Genomic DNA, 21408 nt, shown 5'->3' with positions numbered 1-21408 from the left:
GAGGAGACCGACCATGGACCCCGAAACCCCCACTACCCCCGTGCCGCAGAGACCCCGTGAGGACGAACCGCCCGGCTCGGCCCCGGCCAAGGTCGTCGCCGCCAGCATGATCGGCACCACCCTGGAGTTCTACGACTTCATCGTCTACGGCACGGTCGCCGCGCTGGTCTTCAACAAGCAATTTTTCCCGGCGGCGGCGCCCGGTGTCGGGACGCTGCTCGCGCTCTCGACGTTCGCCGTCGGCTTCCTGGCCCGCCCGCTCGGGGCCGCGTTGTTCGGTCACCTCGGTGACCGCGTCGGCCGCAAGCGCACGCTGATGCTCACGCTCGTGATCATGGGCGGCGCCACGGTCGCGATCGGTGTCCTGCCGCCGTACGCGGCCATCGGCTACTGGGCACCGCTGCTGCTGGTCGTGTTGCGTGTGCTCCAGGGCGCGGCGGTCGGCGGCGAATGGGGCGGCGCGGTGCTGCTGATCGGGGAACACACGGCGAAGGGCCGCCGCGGCTGGGCGACGAGCTTCGCGCAGCTCGGTTCGCCGCTGGGCCTGCTGCTGTCCAACGGCGTTGTGCTCGGCACGGTCGCGCTCGCCGGCAGCGACCGCTTCGCGAGCTGGGCCTGGCGGATCCCGTTCCTGCTCAGCTTCATGCTCATCGTGATCGGTGTCGTGCTACGCCGCACCGTCGAGGAATCCCCGGTGTTCCAGCAGATGCAGGTGCGCCAGAGCACCGCGAAGTCACCCGTGGCCGAGGTCCTGCGCCGCCACTGGGCGCGGCTGCTGCTCGCGATCGGCGTCACCGTGGTGTCCTTCGGCGGCTATTACGTCTTCACCACCGTCGGGCTGGCGTACGTGAGCTTGAAGAAGATCCCCAGCTCCTACGGCCTCTACGGCACCGTGATCGGCGCCGCGCTCACCGTGCCGGTGATCCTCGGCTCCGGCGCGCTGTCCGACCGCGTGGGCCGCCGTCCGCTCTACGCGGTGTCGGCGGTGCTCATGGCCGGTTGGGCGTTCGCCTTCTTCCCCTTGCTGGACACAGGTTCCGCAGCGCCGGTCGTGATCGCCTTCGCCACCGGCATCGTCGCCTGGAGCGTGCTCTACGGCGCGCAGGGAGCGTTCCTGTCCGAGCTGTTCCCGTCGCGCGTGCGCTACACCGGCGCGTCGATCGCGTACCAGGTCACCGGTGCGCTCGGTGGGCTCGTGCCGCTGCTTTCCCTGTCCCTGCTGCAATCCCTGGGCACTACGGTCGCGATCTCGGTGTTCGTGGCGCTGACGGCGGTCGTCACGCTCGTGGCGCTGCGGCTGGCACCGGAGACCTACCGGATGCCCGACGACGGGGGCCGCGCATGACCGCCGGCCTCACCCACCACCACGCCGACCTGGGCGACGTGCGCCTGCACTACGTCACGGCCGGGCACGGGGAACCCGTGGTGCTGCTGCACGGCTGGCCCCAGACGTGGTTCTGCTGGCGCCACGTGCTGCCCCTGCTCGCCGGCGACTTCACGATCGTCGCCCCTGACCTGCGCGGGCTCGGCGACTCCTCGCGGCGCGCGGGCGGGTACGACACGCGCACGGTCGCGTCGGACATCGACCGCTTGATGCGGGAAGAGCTGCGAGCCGAGCGGTTCCACGTGATGGGTCACGACTGGGGCGGGCTCGTGGCCTACGCCCTCGCCGCGCACTTCCCGGGCCCGGTCCGCACCCTGACCATCGTCGACGTCGCGATCCCCGGCGACGGCAGTCCCGGCATCAACCAGGGCGGCCGCCGCTGGCACCACGAGTTCCACCGGACGCCCGGCCTGCCCGAGGCGCTGATCGCCGGGCGGGAAGAGCTCTACCTCGGCTGGTTCTACGACCACTACGGCCATCGCGCTGACGTGATCACCGCTGAAGACCGCGTGGAGTACCTGCGCACCTATACGCGGCCCGAGACGTTGAGCGCGGGGTTCGAGTACTACCGCGCGATCGACCAGGACGCCCGCGACAACGCCGCCCGAGCCGCCGAACAACGCGTCGACGTGCCGGTGCTGGCCGTCGGCGGCGCGAGCGGCTGGGGCCGGGGCGCCGAGGTCGAGGCGTCGGTCTCCCGGCTGGCCGACGATGTCACCGGCGCCGTCGTGGCCGAAGCCGGGCACTGGGTGCCGGAGGAGCAGCCGGGCGAGCTGGTGCGGTTGTTCCGCGAGTTCACCGCGCGGAACGCTCCACAGTAGACGGTTCACCGCCCCACGGACTCCACCGGTTCCTGCGGCCGCCCCCGCGGCCGCAACGCCTCTGCCGCGAACATCCGGTGCAGCAGCTGGATCGCGACCGAGCCCTCTCCCACCGCCGACGCCACCCGCTTCACCGAACCGTGCCGCACGTCGCCCGCCGCGAACACGCCGGGCAGGCTCGTCTCCAGTGGCAACGGGTCCCGCGAGAGCGGCCAGGCGCGCAGGTCCGGGCCGGTCACGATGAAGCCGCGGTCGTCGCGCTCGACCTCCGGGGGCAGCCAGTCGGTGTGGGGGTGCGCGCCGATCATGACGAAGAGGGCGTCGGCGGGGGCGGTGGCCGAGCGGCCGGTCCGGCGGTCGCGAAGCACGAGGTGGTCGAGCCAGCCGGTGCCGCCTCCGTCGACGATCTCGGTGGCGAGGCGAACGCTGAGCCGGGGCGTGGCCTCGATTTCCCGCGCGAGGTAGTGCGACATGCCGGACCCCAGCGACTCACCGCGGATCACGAGTGTGACCTGGCCGGCGTACCGCGCCAGGTACAGCGCGGCCTGGCCGGCCGAGTTCCCGCCGCCGACGACGTAGACCTCGCGGTCGGTGACACCGGGCGCCTCCGAAGCCGGACCGCCGTAGTAGACGCCGGCCCCGTTCAACGCCTCGAGGGCCGGCACGCCCAGCCGGTGGTAGGTGGCGCCCAGCGCGAGCAGCACCGCGCGGGACCGCACCCGCGTGCCGTTGGACAGCGTGATCGAGAGCTCGTCGTCGCGCCGCAGCTCGGCCGCCCGCTGCATGAACACGAACTTCGCCCCGAACACCCACGACTGGTCGTACGCCTGCTGCGCCAGCCGGCGGCCGCTGACGCCCCGGGGGAAACCGAGGTAGTTGCGGATCAGTGAACTGGACGTCGCCTGGCCCCCGAGCCCGCCCTCGTCGACGACCAGCGTGCCGAATCCTTCCGACGCGCCGTACATGGCCGCCGACAGCCCGGACGGGCCCGCCCCGATGATCACGAGGTCGAACTCCATGCGGTCCGGGTTGACCGGGGCGCCCGAGGCCACGGCGATGTCGGCGTCGGTGGGGTTGCGCAGGACCGTGCCGTCGGGGAAGACGACGATCGGGAGCTCGCCCGGCCCGGCCTGGGCGATGCGGGCGCGTCCTTCGTTCGAGTCGGCGAGGGAGAACGAGTGCGGGATCGCGCACCGCCCGAGGACCTCCCGCAGCCGGTAGGCCCGGCCGGACCAGGTGTCGCCGACCACGTGGATCGTGTAGGGCGACGTCCGCCGCAGCTCGGTCCATTCGAGCAGCAGGTTCGAGATCGCGTGGTGGAACACCTCGTCCGGCGCGGCCAGCGGCCTGAGCACGTAGTGGTCGATGTGCCCGCGCGCGATCGCGTCGAAGATCGCCTCGCCCGTGGCCCGGTCTCCCCATTCGCCCCAGGCGATCAGCAGTCCGCGTTTCGCGTGCGGGTGCAGCCGACGCGCCTGGGCCAGCAATTCGCTGCCCGTCGTACCGGAAAGCCATTGACCGGCAAGGACGAGCGCGACGTCTTCACCATCCGCGGCGAGTTCTTCGAGCAGCGACAACGCTTCCTGCGCCGAGCCCAGGCTCACGATGCGGTAGTGGCGCGCGTAGCGCTCGCGCAGTTCCCGGTCGACGTCACGCAGCGCATCCGCGTTCTCGTCGACGGCGAGAAGCACGGCGCCGGACATGCACCCGACAGTAACGGCGATCCACACTCGCGCGAACGCGTGGTTTTTCAGAGGCCGTCAGGCCCGGAACACGAACACCCCGCCGTCCTCGCCGTGCCGCGGCCACCCCGGGTCACCGGTCGTGGCGAAAGCCACCCACGCCGCCTGCACCCGATCCGCCAGCTCACGCGGCGGCATCGGCCCTTCGAGGCCGGACAACCCGAGGTTGCCGAACACGAACCCCAGCTCCAGCCCGTGCGCCGCGCCCACACCGGGCAACGGCGAGGGCCACGCGAACTCGTACACGAAAGCCGGCCGCGCCCGGGCGATCTCCGCGACCGGACGGCGGAACAGGGCGTCGGTCAGCACGTCGGCGTAGAGCTCGACCGGCGTGGTCCCTTCAGGAGCGGCTTCGACCGCAAGACCCAGCTGCCCCAGTAGCTCCGTCACGTCCGAGTGCGAAACACCGTCCGGAAGTGACGCGCCGGCCAGCGCCAGCAGCTCGTCGGCGTTCGTCCCGATCAACAGATCCACCCCGCCGCCGCGCACGACCACGTCGAACGGCGGTTCGGCCAGTACCTCCCCGTCCACCACCGGCAGGAACGGCTGCGCGGCGGCCACGGTCGTCGCACCCCAGCGAGCGGGGTCGAGGTCGGCCGTGAGGTCCGCGACGGCCGCCGTCGACAGCGCGGCGAGCTGCTCCGGCTCGACGCGCGCGAACCCCGCCGCCGTCGGCTCCACGCCGGCCGCGCGGGCGATCTCGCCGGTGACCAGAAGCGCGTCGGACGCGGAAAGCGCGGCCCGCGCGCTGGCACTCTGCACGATCGCCCGCCGGAACAGGCCGCGGTCCGTCGCCACGTGCGCCAGCGTCGCGCCCGCGCCCGCCGACGTACCGAACAACGTCACCGCGTCCGGATCCCCGCCGAACGCCGCGATACTGGAGCGCACCCACTCCAGCGCCGCGACCTGGTCGAGCAGCGCGCGGTTCGCGACCGCGTCCGGCAGCAGCGCGAAGCCTTCCGCGCCGAGCCGGAAGTTCACCGACACGAACACGACCCCGCGCCGCGCGAAGGCGGCGCCGTCGTAGATCGGCATCGCCGACGAACCGGTGACGTTCGAGCCACCGTGCAGCCACACCAGCACCGGCAGTCCGGCCGCGTCCTGGTCGGGCGTCCACACGTTGAGGTTGAGGCAGGCCGGCCCCTCGACCACCGGCTCCGCCAGGAACGAACCCGGCAACGGCACCGAAGGCGCGGTCGGCCCGAACTCGAGCGCGTCACGCACGCCGTCCCACGCCTCCGGCGCGCGCGGCGCCCGGAACCGCGCCTCGCCGAACGGCGCGGCCGCGTAAGGGATGCCGAGGAACCGCGTGACGCCTTCGCGCACGCTGCCCCGCACCCGGCCGTACGGGGTGGTGACGACGGGATCGGTCATCCCCCCATCGTTACCAGCGCCGGGCCCGCACCGGGGCGCGGCTGCCCGAATCGCCAGGGATTCCTGTCCCGAACGCACGAACCCCCGGCCGGCGGTGATGCCGGCCAGGGGCCCGTGTCATGACTCAATAAGTGACTCAGCCGTCCGACTCGGCCGACGGGATGTACGCACCCGGCACCTGATCCGGCGAGAAGACCTTGTTCTCGCCGGGGTACGGGGTCTTGAACCCGTGCGTCTGGTACCACGTGAAGTGGTTCATCTGCGCGGGGTTGGCGTAGTCCGCCGTCGCGTTCGGACCGGTGAGGCGCTGGTTCTTCTGCCACGCCGACCACTGCGAAGCGACCTGCTGCTTGTCCGCCGGCACCGCGGTGTCGGGCTGGACGGACGCGAACTGCGGAGCCACCACGTCCGGACCGCACGACGGCTGCGTCGCGAGGCCGCCCGTGAGCGACGTGCGGTTCGCCACCGCGTTGAACGGCGTGAGGTTCGGCTTGCTCGTGAACGCACTCGCCATCGGGGTGGCCGCGCTGTCCTTCTGGTTCATCGGCTGGATCCCGAGGATCTGCTCGATCGTGCGAACCATCGTGATCTGCGAGTAGTACGTGCTGTCCACGGCACCGTGCTGGGCGTACGGGCTGATGATCTGGATCGGCGCCCGGTGCCCGTCGACGTGGTCCAGCCCGGCCTGGGAGTCGTCCTCGACCACGAAGATCGCGGAGTCCTTCCAGTACTGGCTGTGTGAGATCGTGTCGACGATCTTGCCCACGGCGAGGTCGTTGTCCGCGACCTGCGCGGCGGCGTTCGCAGGACCACCGGTGTGGTCACTGGAAAGCCAGAACATGTTCAGGTTCGCGGGACCGTTCTTCTCGAAGTCCTGCTGCCAGATCTGCTCCCGGTAGACGTCCGGCACGCTGGTGTCGAACTTCGGGAAGCCGTGCACCGACACGTCGTTGAGCGACGGGATCGGCGACGACGACACGAGCGGGTAGGCGTTGGGCTCACCCGTCGCGGCCATGTTCTTGCTGTCGCAGTACAGGTTCTGCCACGACGCGCCCGAAGGCTTGGTCAGGAACTGCTGGAACTCGCCGAAGTCGCGGACGGTGTTGCCCGCGGCCTCCGCGCCCGACCACAGCGTGCCGGAGGCCTGGTGGCCCAGCACGTCGTCCTCGGTGTCGTAGCTGCGCAGGTACTCGCCGGCCGAGGACTCGGTGTACTCCGGGTCGTCGGCCTGCATGAGCCAGTTGTGGCCCTCGGCGGAGTTCGTGCCGATGTCGTACGTGTTGTCGTACAACCCGAACTGCTGCGTCAGCGCGTGCTGGTTCGGCGTCACGTTCTCGCCGAACTGCGCGAGCGCCGCGTCGCCGTTGCCAGCCGCGATGTCACCGAAGACCTGGTCGTAGGTCCGGTTCTCCTTGACGAGCAGGAACACATGCTTGATCGGGGACGGGTCGCCGAGGCGAGCCGGCACCGGCACGGGCTTCTTGTTCTTGCCGTTCGCCACCTGGACGGCGTTGTTCGTCCAGCCGTTCTGCTTGAACACCTTCGGCGTGTACGACTTGATCGTCCGGTCGTCGGGCAGCTGGAAGCGCTGCACGCTGGACGTCGTGTCGTGCGTGCCGTGCCCGGCGGCCGTGGTCGGGCGCTGGGCGTCGATGCCGCGGGTGTTGGACACGACGATGTCCTTGCCCACCGTGGCGATCGCGGTCGGGAAGTAGTCCGTGGGCAGCAGGCCGATGTAGCTGGCCGGGTCCTTCGGGCTGTCGTACTTGTACACGGCGATCGCGTTGGCGCGGCCCAGGGTCACCAGCAGGTGCCCGTCCTTGGTGAGCGTGATGCCGTCGGGCTCGTACCCGACTGTGGCCTCGGGCCACGGCTGGGTCGCGATGGTCTGGGTGACCTTGTCCTTGCCCGAGTCGATCACGGACACGTTGTTGCTCGACGTGTTCGCGACGAACACCGTGCCGTTGCTGGCGTACACCGCGGTGGGGTGGAGCCCGACGTTGATGGTGGCCACGGCGGCGGCCGGCTTCGCGGTGTTGATCACCGAAACCGTGCCGGTGGTGGAGGCACCCGTGAACGGGTCGGCCGGCACCTGGGTGTTGTACGAGTTGATCGTCGTCTCACCGGGGAGCGGCATCCGCCCGCCCTCGTTGCTGACGTAGAGCTTGTTGCCCACCAGCACGAGGTCGCGCGGCGCGATGCCGGTGTTCCAGCTCTGCTGGACGGCGCCGGTCGACGCGTTGATGGCGACCACGCGGTTCTGGCCGTTCACGGCGGCGTACACGACGGCGCCGTCGGGCGAGAACACCGCCTGGGCGACCAGGGCGTGCTTGGGTCCGTCGGCGGGGATCTTGACGGAGACGGGGTTGGCGAGCGAGCCGTCGGCGTTCACCGAGAACTTGGTGTAGCCGTCGGTCTGGGCGAGCCACAGGAACTTGCCGTCGGGGGAGTACGACGGGCCTTCCTGGCCGACGTCGCTGCCGGCGATCTTGAGGTTGACCTTCGCCGAGGTGCCGATCAGCTGCTGGACCTTGTAGCTCTTGAGGTCCACGATCGTCAGCGCGGCGTCGCCGTCGGTGGTCAGCGCGGCGAGGTGCGTGCCGTCCGGGCTGATCTTCGACGCCATGATCTTGCCGTCGTTCACGACCAGCCGGTCGCCGATCGGGTCGAGGTACTGGTCGCTCGAGACGACCAGCCCGTCCTTGGTGTTCTGGCCGACATGCTGCTGGCCGAACTCCTGCGTCGACGCGGTGCCGATGCCGGAGCCCGTCACGACCAGGGCGAGCGTGGCGGTTCCGGCGGTGACGAGGCGGATCTGACGCGATCTGCCGGTGCCGGACCTGGCTCTCCCTGCACGCCTGCGGCGGCGTGTTACCTGCATGGGGTCATCCCTTCGGGGTGTTGGACAGCAGTTCGACGCTGGCGTCGAACTGCCACAGCGGGTTGGGTTGGTCCCCGATCGGGGTCCGCACCTGGAAGTAGCCGTTCACTTCCTTCGGCCCGTCGCCGTCGGCGACGAACCGCCCGTCTGAGGTGACGTCGAGCTGGTAGATGGCCTGACCAGTCGCTTCGACGCCGGGGAGATGCCAAGAGACGACGCACCGCCAGTCGTTGCCCGGTCCTTCCTGGGCGACGAGGCCGCCGCCCTTCTGGCACTCCGACGTGACGCCGAGCTGGGCTTCGGTCACGGCGGGGCGGTGCAGTTCGTCGGTCTGCAGGCGGTAGAGGTGCGCGAACGTGGTCGAAAGCGACTGCTGCACTTTGTCCTGCGTCACGCCGGAGCCGAGCGACGGCGTGGCCACGGCGATCACCGCGAAGGCGACCACGATCAGCCCGACCAGCGGCAGCGCGCCGGCGGTGATCGTGCGGCGGGCCGAGCCGTCGTAGCTCAGGTTGGTGAAATCGCGGCGCAGGAACAGGAAGTAGGCCAGCGCGGTCGCCACGACTGTCCACACGAGACAGACGAGGATGCTGACGAGCAGCGGCCCGGCTTGCGCGGGACTGGTGAACAACCCTTCCCACGCGATGAACGAGTACGTCGGCAGCGCGAGCCGCACGGCCACGGGCAGCGGCAGCAGCTGGGCCACCGCCATCCCGAGCGCGACGACGGCGGGCAGCAGCAGGCCCATCGGCGACCGGCCCAGCGCGACGGACCCGAGCAGCCCGACCGCGGCCAGCGCGAGCGTCGGGGCCAGCGCGCACACCCAAGCGAGCAGCACCTGACCGGCGGCGGCGCCGGGGGAGAGCAGGTGCCCGTCGAGGCCGACGAGCTGATGGTTGCCGGCGCCGAGCACTCCGCCGATGATGCTGGACACGGCCAGGCCGGCCACGAGCACGAAGATCACGGTGAGGCTGGCCAGCACCTTGGCCACGAAGATCCGCCGGTACGAGCGCACGGCCACCAGCAGGTGCCGCCAGGTGCCGAGCCGGTCCTCGGACGCGAACACGTCACCGGCGACCACCGACGTGAGCAGTGGGAGCGCGTAGCTGCCGGCGAACCCGAGCATCACGAGTGAACCCGCCCAGCCGGTGGCGTTCATCCAGCGGCCGAAGACGGTGTCCACGGGCAGGTCGCTCTGCCGGCTCACCGCGGCGACGAACAGCGCCGGGGCGATCCAGCAGGCGAGCACCAGCAGGCGGACGCGCCACTGGGAGACGAGTTTGACCAGCTCGAAACGGTAGCCGCGGGCCACCGAGGCAGGTGCTTCGCGTGCGGTCGGGGTTTCCGGTGTGCCCGGCGTGCCGGGTTCGGTGAGGGTCGCGGTCATCGAGCGGACTCCTGCTGCTGAGACGCGGTTTCGGGCGCCTCTTCGGATTCGGTGAGGGCGAGGAACGCGGCTTCCAACGGGGACACCACGGGCGCGAGCTCGCGAAGGGCCACGCCCGCGTGGACGAGGCGCACCACGAGGTCGTCGAGAGCGGGCACCAGCGCGCGCACCACGAGGACACCACTGTCCTTTCCGGACTCATCGCCGAGCCGGATGCCGGGGGTTTCGGCGGCGAGCTTCCGCGCGGACTCGCGATCGGAAGTCACGAGCCGGTAGTCGAGCTCCTGGCTCTCCGAAGAGAGCTTGCCCAGCGGGCCGGTGAAGACGACGCGGCCGGTCGCGATGATCGTGACCTCCGAGCACAGCGCTTCGAGGTCGTCCATGCGGTGGCTGGACAGCACGACGGTGGCGCCTTCGGCCGCGAGCCGTTTGAGGACCCCGTGCACGTGCTTCTTGCCGGCGGGGTCGAGGCCGTTGGCGGGCTCGTCGAGCACGAGCAGCCGCGGGCGGGTGAGCAGGGCGGCGGCGAGGCCGAGCCGTTGACGCATGCCGAGGGAGAAGCCGCGCACGCGGTCGTCGGCGACGTCGGTGAGCCCGACCTGGGCGAGCGCGTCGTCGATGTCGGCGGTGCGGGTGTCTCCGCCGCGCAGGGCGGCCAGCGCGGCGAGGTTCTTCCGCGCCGTGAGCGAGGGGTAGAGGCCGGGGCCGTCGACGAACCCGGCAACGCCGCCGGGAGCGTCCAGGGTCCGCCCGACGGGCGAGTCGAGGATCTCCAGGCGGCCCTCGTCCGCGACGGCGAGGCCCAGCAGCAGACCCAGCAGCGTGGTTTTGCCCGCGCCATTCGGCCCGGCCAGTCCGTGGATCTGCCCCTGGGCGACGTCGAGATCGATTTCGTCGAGCGCGACGACTTCGCCGAAACTTTTGGTGATTCCCCGAGCCCGGACTGCCAGAGGTGTGTCCATGGTCCCTTTGCTTTCGTCGTGAAACGTGCGTCAGGAACTTAGGGACAGCAAATTAATCTCGAACCGGTGCCGGGTGAACGATCGGGGAACGGGGCTCGGACGAAACAAGTCGCACTCGTGGATTGTCCGAGTTAAATCGTGATCTTGCCTTGAGTTAACTGTCACCTTGCATTAGGAGAGCCGGAACAGGGCTCGCGCGTTGTCCCTGCCGATCTTGCGACGGTCGGGTTCGTTCAGGGGTGCGGAGTCGAACCAGCCGGCCGCGTGGTCGACGTTTTCGAACGGCCAGTCGGTGGAGAAGAGCACGCGATCGGCGCTGAGTTCCGACATCGCGGCGAGCAAGGACTGGGTGTGGAAATTGCCGGACGTCGTCACGTAGAAGTGCTCGGTGAAGTATTCGGTGATCGGCCGTGCGGCGGGATAGGGGAGCGCGGCATTGGTCCATTTGTTGTGGTGGTCGATCCGCCAAAGGGAGTAGGGCAGACCTTCGCCGAGATGACCGAGAATGATGGTGACACCGGGGTGGCGGTCGAACAGCCCCGACGCGGCCAGGCGCAGTGCGTGCACCGCCGTCTGCTGGCCGAACGCCCAGGCCGGGCCGAGCAGCCACTCGTGGCCGGCGTACACGCGGGCGTCCTGCGGCAGCGGGTTGCGCGGGTGCAGGTAGAGCGGCACGCCGAGGCGTTCGACCTCGGCCCAGAACGGCAGGTACTCGGGGGTGTCGTAGTAGGTGACGGTGCCGGCGTCGTCGAGCTCGGTGAAGCTGTTCACGAGCGCGCCGACGAACCCGAGCTCCGTGACCGCGCGGCGCAGCTCTGCCGTCGCGAGGTCCGGGTCCTGCAGCGGCAGTGCGGCGAACCCGCGGAACCGGTCGGGCCGCGCGGCGACGTGCTCGGCGAGGGTGTCGTTGGCGCGCCGGGCGAGCTCGGCGGCCTTCATCGCGTCCGGGATCCCTTGCACGGCAGGGGAGTTGAGCGACAGCAGCATCAGCTCGATGCCGTGGGTGTCCATCAGGCGCAGCCGCTGGCCGTCGAGGTCGAGCAGGCGGGCGCGCAAGGTGGGCCACAGCGCGGGAGGAGCGTAAGGCTCGGAGTCGCCGAGTGTGTCCTCGGTGGCGAAGTGTTCTTCGAGGGCGATCTTGCCGTCCACAGTGGAGGTCCTTTCCGGATCAGGCCTGTTCGCGCTGCGCGTCTTCGAGCTGGATCTGCCTGACGCGCACGGGGTTGTGCAGCGCGGCGATGTGGACGCCGAAGAACAGGTGCCACACGAGGATGGCGAACGGGAACTTCCAGCCGTGCCCGAACGAGAAGAACCCGAGCCCGGTGCCCGGCCGGTAGATCAGCGGCGCGAGCAGGCCCGCGGCGACGAGGGCGAGGATCGTGCAGAAGGTGAGTGCCTTCAGCAGGTTTCCGGTGTTCGTGGCGCGGAAGGGCAGCTTCGGGTACGCGAGCAGCGCGAAGACGAACACGAACGCGATCCCGTTGAAGTAGTGCATGAACTGCCCGGCGAAGTACGACGCGGCCGTGCCCTCGGGGGTTGCCGGCGCGGCGACGTGCCCGTTGTGCAACGGCCACGGCAGCTCCGGCAGGCCGATGGCCGGCATGAAGTAGCCGGCCGTCGTGGCCATTTGCGTCGCGACGAACGCGGTGACCAGCAAGGCGCCGACGGGGTGGCGCCCCGACCAGCGGAACCACTCCCGGTCCGGGCGGAGGTCGGTGAGGCCGCGTGACGTGGCGCGTTCAGGCCGGGGCGCGACGATGCTCGTGGACACTGGAGTCTCCTTCGGCTCGTTCACTTATGTGCATCGAGTTTACGAAAAGTGGATGACGGTGTCCAGGGGTGGGCGCGCTCGGGCGACGACCGGCGTGCTTTTGGGTGGTGTGGCTGAGGATTCGGGCTGGGGTCAGCCGGCCGCGGGGCCGCGTCCGCCGAGCTCTGCCGACGCAGCGATGGTCGTGCGCAGCAGTTCCTCGGTGGCGCTCGCGACCTGCTCCGGGCTCGCGTGGCCGACGGGCATCGCGAGCGCGACGGCCAGCGGCAGCGGCGTGGCCTCGGAGAACACGGGGGCGGCGACCGTGGTGACGCCGGGGATCATGGCGTCCGTGGTCACCGCGGCGCCGGAGCGGCGGACGTCGCGGATGACGCGGGTGAGCTGGGCCGGCGAAGGGACTTCGGGTGCCGCGCCGGGGTCGAAGTCGCCGCGCAGGACGGGGGCGGTGATCGTCTCCGGCAGGTGGGCGAGGAAAACGCGGCCGACCGACGTGGACATCAGCGGCAGGATCGCGCCGACCCGCACGGTGATCGGCAGCACGTGGGCGCCGTAGTGCCAGCCGACGATGACCGGCCCGTGGTCGCCCCACACGGCGAGGTTCACGGAGTGGCCGGTGCGGTCGCGCAGGCCCGGCAGGTGCTCGGAGACGACCTCGACCTCGTCCATGCGCCGCAGCGCTTCCATGCCGAGGCGGCGCAGTGCGGGGCCGAGGTCGTAGCGGCCGGAGTTCGGCGACTGCGCGACCAGGCCTTCTCGCGACAGGCTGACCAGGTAGCGGTGCACCTTGCTCGGCGCCATCCCGCTCGCCTCGGCGACCTGCTTGAGGCTCATGGGACCCGGGCCCTGCTCGAGGGCGCGCACGACCGTCATCGCGATCTCGACCGACTGGATGCCCTGGCGGTCGTCTTCGGGTTCCCGGGCTGCCACGTTCTGGACTATACGGCCGGTCCGGTGCCGGACCCGGTGGGGTGAGCCGCCTCGGCGAGCCGTGGTCTGCCCTTGTGTACGGCGGTGGTTCCCGGGCGCACCTCGACAACTCGTCCACTTTCCATAAACTCGATGCATATAAGTGAATTCTGTGGCCGCGCGGGCGGCCCACGAGGAGGTAGTGGTGAACGAGCGGAATCTGGGTCGCCGGGCGTTGCTCAAGGGTGTCGCGATCACCGGGGCCGCGGCGGCAGTCGCGACGGTGCTGCCGGCGGGGACCGCGGGCGCGGCTTCTCGGGGGTATGGCTCGGGTGGGGGTGTGCGGCAGGTTCCCGGCATCGGCACGGTCATCGACACCTCCCACGCGACGCCCGGCGTCTCGCGGGTGCTCAGCGCGTACTTCCTGGCCAAAACCGGGAAACAACCCGAAGCGACGATGGCGCAGATCAACCGCGCGCAGATGAACTACCTCGACGCCGTGACCGGCGAGATCTGGCCGTCGTGGCAGTCGCTGCACGATCTCTTCGCGAAGAACATGCCGAAGTGGCCCGCCGACGGGAAGTCCTACGCCACGCGCATCCTCGGCGACGACCGCAGCGCGATCGTCTTCTTCTCCAACACCCCCGGCCTGTTCGCGCCCGGCGAGATCCGCGCCACCGGCGTGGTCAACCTGCAGGGCGGCAGGATCGCGCGCTGGGTCGACTACTGGGACGGCCGCCACGTCGGCATCGACTACGTGCGCGGCAAGCGCGAGCCGTTCCCGGCGGATTTCAAGGAGGGGACCGTCGGCGAGACGGCCGCCTCCGTGATGCGCCGCGCGGTCGACGGCCTCGCCGGTGCGCTGGCCACCGGCGCGTCGACGCGGCAGTTCTTCGCGGAGGACGCGGTGTTCGAGGACGTCGCGGCGCACGTGTATCTCGTGGGCCCGGCCGCGATCACGCGGTTCCTGACCTCGGCGCGTGACCTGCTCCCGTACGCCGGCCCGGGCTCGGCCGTGCGCCACACCTTGGGCGGCGCGCTCGGCGGCGGGTACGAGTGGACCTCTCGCGGCCCCGCGCCCCACGGCGTCACCGGGCTCGAGCTCGACGCGCGCGGCCTGATCACGCGCGCGACCGCCGTCTGGGACGGCTCCTTCGTCGACGACGCGACGCTCGCCGCATTGGCGCAGAAGGCGGTCGAGCACTGATGGCGGCGGGCGATCCGGATTGGCGCCGGTGAGGTTGCCGGGCGGGAGAAGGGGGTTCGGCGTTCTTCGGCCGAACCCGCTTCTCCGCGTGATCAAGCGTGGGCGATGGTCCAGGTGTCCACGGTGTGGAAGCCGAGCGTCCGGGCGAGCTGCTCGTTGGCCGGGTCGATCGCCAGCAGCCCGCCCCGCAGTCCGAGCCCGACGGCCACGACCTCACCGCCCACTTCGACCACATACGGCGACGCCGCGGGCAGATCGAGCACGGCGCCGCTGAGCAGATCGCGCACACTGTCGGCCGGCACGCCTGTGGCCGCGACGGAAACGTCGAGGAACGTCTGCGCGTAAGCCCCGTCGACGCGCCGTACTGTCGCACCGGGCGGGGTTGTGTCGAATGGTGTGGTGTTCTTCTCGAGAACGGCGAGCGCACGCTGATCCTGCACCGTGAGCCCGTGACTTTCCGCGAGCTCCGTGAATTCCGGCGTCGCGGCACCCCTGGTCCGCAACACCCACGGCACCCCGTACTTCGGCATTTGTGCGGCGAATTCCGCCATTTCCGCGACGCTCGCGTTTTCCGCGATCCCGAACACGCCGTTCATCCGGGCCTGGCTCTGGAAACTGACCAGCAGCGCGCTGCCTTTTCCGGCTTGATCGACTGACCTCGGCAACGCGCTGAGCAGGTGTTCCGTGGCCTGGAGCCAGCTACTGTTCGCCGCGTCGGCCAGACCTCGGCCCCGCGGCGCGGCCATCGCGGGTGCCGCCATCAGCACCACCCCGGCACCGTCGGCCAGGCCTGCCTTGAGCACGTCCCGTCTTTTCACGTCATTCCTCCTCGGGGTTCTCGCCTTCGAACCTAAGGCGCCAGAGGAGGATTTCGCCGCGACCGAGGACTGCAGGGCTCCGGCACTGCCCTTTCTCTCATTTCAGCGGAATATTCCGCTTGCGATCTTCAAGAGTGTGAACAAATCCCGGTGGTGCCGTTCGTGGAAAACGTTTCCGCGAACATGAATGCACTTCGCCGATGGTGCTCAGCGGTTCCAGAACCAGTCCTTGCCCCGCGCCTGCTTGAGGGCCTGCTTCTTGCGCTCTGGCGTCAAGCGGTCCAGGTAGAGCATGCCGTCCAGGTGGTCGGTCTCGTGCTGCAGACACTGGGCCAGCACGTCGACCCCCTCGACCTCGATCGGCTCGTTGCGCAGGTCGACGCCCCGCACCACCGCGTGCTTGGCCCGCACGGTCGGAAACCACAGCTCCGGCACCGACAGGCAGCCCTCGTCGATCTCGTGCGTCTCCTCCGACAACGAGACGATCTCGGGGTTGATCACGTAACCCGTCAGGCCGCCCACGTCGTAACTGAAGACCCTCAGCCCCACCCCGATCTGCGGCGCCGCCAACCCCGCGCGCCCGTCCGGCTTCACCGAGTCCATGAGATCCGTGACCAGCGCCTCGACCTTCTTGTCGAAAGTCGTCACGGGATCGCAGACCGTCTTGAGCACCGGGTCCCCGAAGTAGCGCAGAGCGCGCATCGCCATGATCGAACGTCCTTCTTCCCGCCGGGTATCCGGACGAAGTGTAATGACCACCGGGTCCGCCCCCACCCGGCACCCGCGCTGGTCAGCCCCGCAGCACGAGCCCTTCGACGCCTGCCGCCGCTCGCGGCGATGCGTCCGCCACCGGGTGCCGCCTCGGTGGCGGCCAGGGCCCGCGCCACGCAGCCGGCCGGCCACAGCCTCTGCGGGCAGGCCGACGCATGCGGCGGTCAGGCTGATGGCTGCGGTCGCTTCGGCGCCGATCGGACTCCGCGGTGGCCAGGCTCGCGCTCGCGGGGCTTCGGTTTCGCCGTTGCCCGTGGAGCACAACTGCGCACCGGCAGGCCTTCGGCGTCGCGGCTTCTTGCCTGCGGCTGCCAGGCGTGTTGCCGCGGCTTTGGCGTCCGTCCGGACACTCGAATACTTGGACACTCGAATACTCAGGCGCGCAACCGCAGCCCCTTCGGTGTCGCCCGGAAGCCGGCTTCACGGAGGATGTCGGCGAGTTCCGAGGTGAGGGCTTGTTCGCCGTCGGCGCGTTGGACGGCCAGCTGGCCCAGCCAGCCCTCGCGGACGGCGGTGGAGAGGCCCGCCGCCGCGGCTTGGAGGGGGGCGCGGTCCTCGGTGAAGCTGAGCAGGGACCGGCCGCCGCGTTCGACGTAGAGGGCGGGGACGCCGTCGACGAGGACCGCGAGGGCGCCCGCCTTGCGCGCCGGGCGGTGTTTCGTGTCGCCTGTGGCGGCCGGCCAGGGCAGGGCCGCGCCGTAGGGCTGGGCGGGGTCGGCGGCGGCCAGCACCACCGCGCGGTCGCTGCCGGCCCGGGCCGGGGAACCGGACCAGCCGTCCGCGCCGGGCGCAGGACCGGACAGGGCACGCAACCGGTCGACCGCACCCTTCGCCGCGAACTGCGCCGCTCCGAGGCCCTCCACCACGTACCCGCGCACGACCTGGCCCGAGTCCTCCATGCCGCGCAACACCTTGTAGATCCCCGAAAATCCGCCTGTGACCCGTTCGGTGTCGAGCGCACCGCGCGTGAGCACGCCGTGCCGTTCGAGGAACGCCTCGGTGCGCGCGTGGGCCCGGCGCGTCGGATCGGTCTCCCGCGCCGGCGTGAGAGCCCAGCGGCCCGCGACCGTCGGCGGTCCCGTGCGCGACGGCATCGCCGGGCGCCCCGCCCGCAGTCGCGCATACCGGCCGCGCGGAGCCTGCCGCCGCGGTTTGTGCGCGCCGTGGCCCGCGACCTGCGCGCGCAGCGGCGCCAGCGTGTCGCCCGTGACCAGGCCGGCCCACACGAGGTCCCACAGCGCACCGGCGATGTCGCCGTCGTTCGGCGGCGACTCCAGCTGCGGCGAAACCCGGTCCACCAGCTGCCGGAAGAACAGTGCACCACCCTCCAAAGTGGACAGCAGGGCCTCGTGGACCGGGCTCGACGGCGCGTTCTCCTCGACCTCCGGCAGCAGCAGGTCGGCCACGTCCGTCGGCGCCAACGCCAGCCACCCGTCCCCGCCGGACAGCGCGCCGCAGCCTGCCCACGTGACCTCGCCGGCCGTGGTGAGCTCGTCGAGCAGCGCGGGGGAGTAGCCAGGCAGCCGGCTCGGCAGGATCAGCGACTCCACGGCGCTGGCCGGCAACGGCGCGCCCGCCAGCTGCTCGACCACTGACAGCACGTCGTCAGCCGTCGGCGCCGAGCGCATCCGCGCGCCGATCCCATGCCACGACGGCAGGAACCGGCCCAGTGCCGCGGGCTCCACCGGCTCGACTTCCGCCCGCAGCTTCGCCAGCGACGCTCGCCGCAGCCGCCGCAGCACTGCCGCGTCGCAGTATTCGAGCCCCACACCGTGGGTGTCCGGGTGCCCGACCGGGCTCAGTTCACCCCGGACCAGCCGGCCCTGCCCAGTCATCCGCTCCAGCACGCCCGTGACCACGGCCGAACCGAGCCCGAACCGAGCGGCCGCCGCCGAAGCCGGGAACGGTGCGCGGATCCGCGCGTACCGCCCGAGCAGGTCGCCCAGCGGATCCTCCACCGGTTCCGTGAACGCCTCGGGCACCCCCACCGGCAGCGCGACCCCCAGCGCGTCGCGCACCCGCCCGGCGTCCTCGATCGCCAGATACCGTTCCTCGCCGGCGATCCGCACCCGGATCGCCCGCCGCGCGGCTTCCAGCTCCTCCAGCCACTCGGGCTGGATCCCTCGTTCCAGAGCCTCCGCAGTGGACAGATCACCCAGGAATCGCAACAGGTCGGCCGCGTCCTCGGCCGAACGCGCGTGCCGATCGGGATCGAGCCGCTGCAGTGACCGCTCCACCTCGCGCACGGCATCGGGATCCAGCAGCTCCCGGATCGCCTCCGTGCCGAGCAGTTCGGCCAGCAAACCGGAATCCAGCGACAACGCGGCCGCCCGCCGCTCGGCCAGCGGCGCGTCGGTCTCGTAGAGGAACATCCCGACGTAACCGAACAGCAGGCTCCGCGCGAACGGCGACGCCGCCGGCGTCTCCACCTCCACCAGCCGCACCCGCCGCGCCCGGACGTCGGCCATCAGCTCCCGCAGCCCGCCCACGTCGTAGACGTCCTGCAGGACCTCCCGCATCGCCTCCAGCACCACGGGGAACCGCTCGTACTTCGCCGCCACCGACAGGAGCTGCGAAGCTCGCTGCCGCTGCTGCCACAACGGGGTCCGCCGCCGCGGATCGCGCCGCGGCAGCAGCAGCGACCGGGCCGCGCACTCGCGGAACCGCGCGGCGAACACCGCCGACCCGCCGACCTCCGCCACGATCAGCTGCTCGACCTCCTCCGGGTCCAGCAGCACGTCGTCGGCGCCGATGGTGACCTCGCCGCCCTCGGCGTCGAGCGCGTCGGGCAGCCGCAGCACGATGCCGTCGTCGGAATGCGCCACCTGCGCGTCGACACCCCGGTTCTCCCGCAGCCGCGCGGCGATCGCCAGCGCCCACGGCGCGTTGACCTGCGCCCCGAACGGCGAGTGCACCACGATCCGCCAGTCGCCCAGCTCGTCGCGATAGCGCTCCAGCAGGATCGTCCGGTCGTTCGGCACGTGTCGCGTCGCCGATTTCTGCTCTTCCAGGTACGCCAGCAGGTTGTCGCACGCCCGTTGGTCGAGCCCCGCCGCCGCGGCCCGGTTCCGCGCCGCCTCGCTGTCCGAAGTGGACAGTTCCCGCACGAACGCGCCCAGCGCCCGCCCCAGCTCCAGCGGCCGCCCGGCCGCGTCGCCCTTCCAGAACGGCATCCGCGCGGGCTCGCCCGGCGCCGGCACCACGATCACGCGGTCGTGGGTGATGTCCGTGATCCGCCACGACGACGTGCCCAGCAGGATGGTGTCGCCGACGCGCGACTCGTACACCATCTCCTCGTCGAACTCGCCGACGCGCGAGCCGGGTTTGTCGTCGGCCCCCGGCGTCATCACGGTGAACAGCCCGCGGTCGGGGATCGTGCCGCCCGACGTGACCGCCAGCCGCTGCGAACCCGGCCGCCCGTGCAGCTCACCGGTCACGCGGTCCCACGTGATCCGCGCCCGCAGCTCGCCGAACTCCTCGCTCGGGTACCGCCCGGCCAGCATGTCGAGCACCGCGTGCAACGCGTCGTCGGGCAACGCGGAGAACGGCGCCGCCCGCCGCACCAGCGCCGCGATCTCCGGCACCGTCCACGACTCGAGCGCCACCATCGCCACCACGTGCTGCGCCAGCACGTCGAGCGGGTTGCGCGGGTACCGCACGGCCTCGATCGCCCCCGCGGCCATCCGCTCCGCGACCACCGCGCACGACACGAGGTCGCCGCGGAACTTCGGGAACATCACGCCGGACGACACGGCCCCCACCTGGTGCCCGGCGCGCCCGACCCGCTGCAGCCCCGACGCGACCGTGGGCGGCGCCTCGATCTGCACCACGAGGTCGACCGCACCCATGTCGATGCCCAGCTCCAGCGACGACGTCGCCACCACGCACGGCAGCCGCCCGGACTTGAGCTCCTCTTCCACGTGGGTGCGCTGCTCCCGCGACATCGACCCGTGGTGCGCCCGCGCGATCGTCGGCGCGGCACCGGTGGTGAGCCCGGATTGCCCGATCGCCTCGGCGGGGAAGGCGTCGCCGGCCCGCAGCTCCGTCTGTTCGGCCGCCAGCTCGTTGAGCCGCGCCGTGAGCCGTTCGGTGAGCCGCCGCGAGTTGGCGAACACGATCGTCGACCGGTGCGACTGGATCAGCTCCAGCACCCGTTCCTCGACCGCGGGCCAGATCGACGGCCGCTTCACCTCGGCGCCCGCAATCTCCTCCTGCGTGCCGATGCCGCCCTGAGAAGGCAGCTGCGACAACGACGTGAAGTTCTCCAGCCGCTCCATCGGCGACGGCGCCGGCCCGTCGAGGTTCGCCATGTCCTCCACCGGCACCTCAACGCGGACCTCGATGGTCTTCGCGAGCTTCGGCTGCACCACCGTGACCGGTCGCCCGCCCGCGAGGAAGGAGCTCACCTCGTCGACCGGCCGCACGGTGGCCGACAACCCGATCCGCTGCGCGGGCTTCGGCAGCAGCGCGTCGAGCCGCTCCAGCGACACCGCCAGGTGCGCGCCCCGTTTGCCGCCCGCCACGGCGTGGACCTCGTCGACGATCACCGTCTCCACGCCCGCCAGCGACTCCCGCGCCGACGACGTGAGGATGAGGAACAGCGACTCCGGCGTGGTCACCAGCACATCAGGCGGAGTCTTGCCGAACGACCGGCGCTCGGCCGCCGTGGTGTCGCCGGTGCGCATGCCGACCTCGATCTCCGGCACCGGCAGCCCCAGCCGTCGCGACGCCTGCGAGATCCCCGCGAGCGGCGCGCGCAGGTTGCGCTGCACGTCGACCGCCAGCGCCTTCAGCGGCGAGACGTAGAGGATCCGGCAGCGCTTGCGCGGCTCCGCCGGCGGTGGTTCCACCGACAGCCGGTCGAGCGCCCACAGGAACGCGGACAGCGTCTTGCCGGACCCGGTGGGCGCCACCACCAGGGCGTGCTGCCCGGCGTGCGCGGCCCGCCAGGCCCCTTCCTGCGCCGCGGTCGGCGCGGCGAACGCCCCCTCGAACCACGTGCGGGTCGCGGGGGAGAAGAGGTCGAGGACGTCTGCTGCCACGTCCTCCATGATGCGCGGCACCCCCGACAGTTTCCGATTCCCGCCGTCGCGAACGGTCCCCTCGCGGCGAACGCCCAGGTCACGGCGCCGCCGACCACCCGACCGGGCGACCTGGACGTGCACTGCGTCACGCCCAGGGCCACCCACCCCGAGCCCTCTTACCCACCCCGAGCCCTCTTACCCACCCCGAGCCCTCTTACCCACCCCCTCCAGGCGACCACAGCGCGAGATCGCGCCGGCTTCCGGATGGGGCGGTGCGATCGGCCCCCGGCCGATCCGACCGCCCCATCCGGAAGCCGGCTCAAAGGCGATCTCGCACGCCCCGGCGAAGCCGGGGCCAAA

The 21408-nt window shown here is 71.1% G+C and carries 14 protein-coding genes; 3 read left to right on the top strand and 11 right to left on the bottom strand.

Translation table 11 applies throughout. The features are described from left to right. Nucleotides 1–13: 13 nt before the first annotated feature. Both AB0H62_RS41645 and AB0H62_RS41640 read left to right on the top strand, forming a co-directional pair. Nucleotides 14–1345 (top strand): MFS transporter, encoded by a 1332-nt coding sequence (locus AB0H62_RS41645; protein ID WP_360592001.1) that lies wholly within the window; start codon nucleotides 14–16, stop codon nucleotides 1343–1345. Next, on the top strand, nucleotides 1342–2205 hold the full coding sequence (locus AB0H62_RS41640; protein ID WP_220238069.1) for an alpha/beta hydrolase: 864 nt from the start codon (nucleotides 1342–1344) through the stop codon (nucleotides 2203–2205). The genes AB0H62_RS41645 and AB0H62_RS41640 overlap by 4 nt, the downstream gene beginning before the upstream one ends. A gap of 5 nt (nucleotides 2206–2210) precedes the next feature. Here the strand turns inward: AB0H62_RS41640 and AB0H62_RS41635 are convergent, their stop codons facing one another. From AB0H62_RS41635 to AB0H62_RS41600, 8 genes are all read right to left on the bottom strand, one after another. Continuing rightward, nucleotides 2211–3908, bottom strand: coding sequence for an FAD-dependent oxidoreductase (locus AB0H62_RS41635; RefSeq protein ID WP_220238070.1), 1698 nt, complete (start codon nucleotides 3906–3908; stop codon nucleotides 2211–2213). 57 nt (nucleotides 3909–3965) lie between these two features. After that, entirely contained in the window at nucleotides 3966–5321 is a 1356-nt protein-coding gene (locus AB0H62_RS41630; protein ID WP_360592000.1) for a carboxylesterase family protein, read from the bottom strand. 136 nt (nucleotides 5322–5457) lie between these two features. After that, the gene (locus tag AB0H62_RS41625) at nucleotides 5458–8202 is read right to left on the bottom strand and encodes an alkaline phosphatase family protein (RefSeq protein ID WP_360591999.1); all 2745 of its coding nucleotides are present in this window, start codon (nucleotides 8200–8202) and stop codon (nucleotides 5458–5460) included. Between the two features lie 4 nt (nucleotides 8203–8206). After that, nucleotides 8207–9589 (bottom strand): ABC transporter permease, encoded by a 1383-nt coding sequence (locus tag AB0H62_RS41620; protein WP_360591998.1) that lies wholly within the window; start codon nucleotides 9587–9589, stop codon nucleotides 8207–8209. Next, the gene (locus tag AB0H62_RS41615) at nucleotides 9586–10551 is read right to left on the bottom strand and encodes an ABC transporter ATP-binding protein (RefSeq protein ID WP_360591997.1); all 966 of its coding nucleotides are present in this window, start codon (nucleotides 10549–10551) and stop codon (nucleotides 9586–9588) included. Before AB0H62_RS41615 ends, AB0H62_RS41620 begins: the two co-directional genes overlap by 4 nt. Before the next feature lie 171 nt (nucleotides 10552–10722). Further along, nucleotides 10723–11700: an amidohydrolase family protein gene (locus AB0H62_RS41610; protein WP_220238075.1), complete on the bottom strand. Its 978-nt coding sequence runs from the start codon at nucleotides 11698–11700 to the stop codon at nucleotides 10723–10725. A 19-nt stretch (nucleotides 11701–11719) separates the two neighbouring features. Next, on the bottom strand, nucleotides 11720–12322 hold the full coding sequence (locus AB0H62_RS41605) for a hypothetical protein (RefSeq protein WP_220238076.1): 603 nt from the start codon (nucleotides 12320–12322) through the stop codon (nucleotides 11720–11722). Nucleotides 12323–12454: 132 nt separating this feature from the next. Continuing rightward, nucleotides 12455–13249, bottom strand: a complete 795-nt coding sequence (locus AB0H62_RS41600; protein WP_360591996.1) for an IclR family transcriptional regulator — start codon at nucleotides 13247–13249, stop codon at nucleotides 12455–12457. A gap of 184 nt (nucleotides 13250–13433) precedes the next feature. Between AB0H62_RS41600 and AB0H62_RS41595 the strand changes: the two genes are divergently transcribed. Next, the gene (locus AB0H62_RS41595; protein ID WP_360591995.1) at nucleotides 13434–14435 is read left to right on the top strand and encodes a hypothetical protein; all 1002 of its coding nucleotides are present in this window, start codon (nucleotides 13434–13436) and stop codon (nucleotides 14433–14435) included. A gap of 92 nt (nucleotides 14436–14527) precedes the next feature. Here AB0H62_RS41595 and AB0H62_RS41590 read toward each other — a convergent pair whose 3' ends face one another. The 3 genes from AB0H62_RS41590 to AB0H62_RS41580 all read right to left on the bottom strand — a co-directional run bounded on the left by AB0H62_RS41590 (nucleotide 14528) and on the right by AB0H62_RS41580 (nucleotide 21075). After that, nucleotides 14528–15253, bottom strand: coding sequence for a hypothetical protein (locus AB0H62_RS41590; RefSeq protein WP_360591994.1), 726 nt, complete (start codon nucleotides 15251–15253; stop codon nucleotides 14528–14530). Between the two features lie 207 nt (nucleotides 15254–15460). After that, on the bottom strand, nucleotides 15461–15961 hold the full coding sequence (gene def / locus AB0H62_RS41585; RefSeq protein ID WP_220238080.1) for a peptide deformylase: 501 nt from the start codon (nucleotides 15959–15961) through the stop codon (nucleotides 15461–15463). 437 nt (nucleotides 15962–16398) lie between these two features. Further along, the gene (locus AB0H62_RS41580; protein ID WP_220247484.1) at nucleotides 16399–21075 is read right to left on the bottom strand and encodes an ATP-dependent helicase; all 4677 of its coding nucleotides are present in this window, start codon (nucleotides 21073–21075) and stop codon (nucleotides 16399–16401) included. Between the last annotated feature and the right edge of the window lie 333 nt (nucleotides 21076–21408).

This window comes from Amycolatopsis sp. NPDC050768 (genome assembly GCF_040654155.1).
Taxonomy (GTDB): domain Bacteria; phylum Actinomycetota; class Actinomycetes; order Mycobacteriales; family Pseudonocardiaceae; genus Amycolatopsis.
Note: the sequence above shows the minus strand (reverse complement) of the source record. Positions and strands in the feature narration are given on the sequence as shown.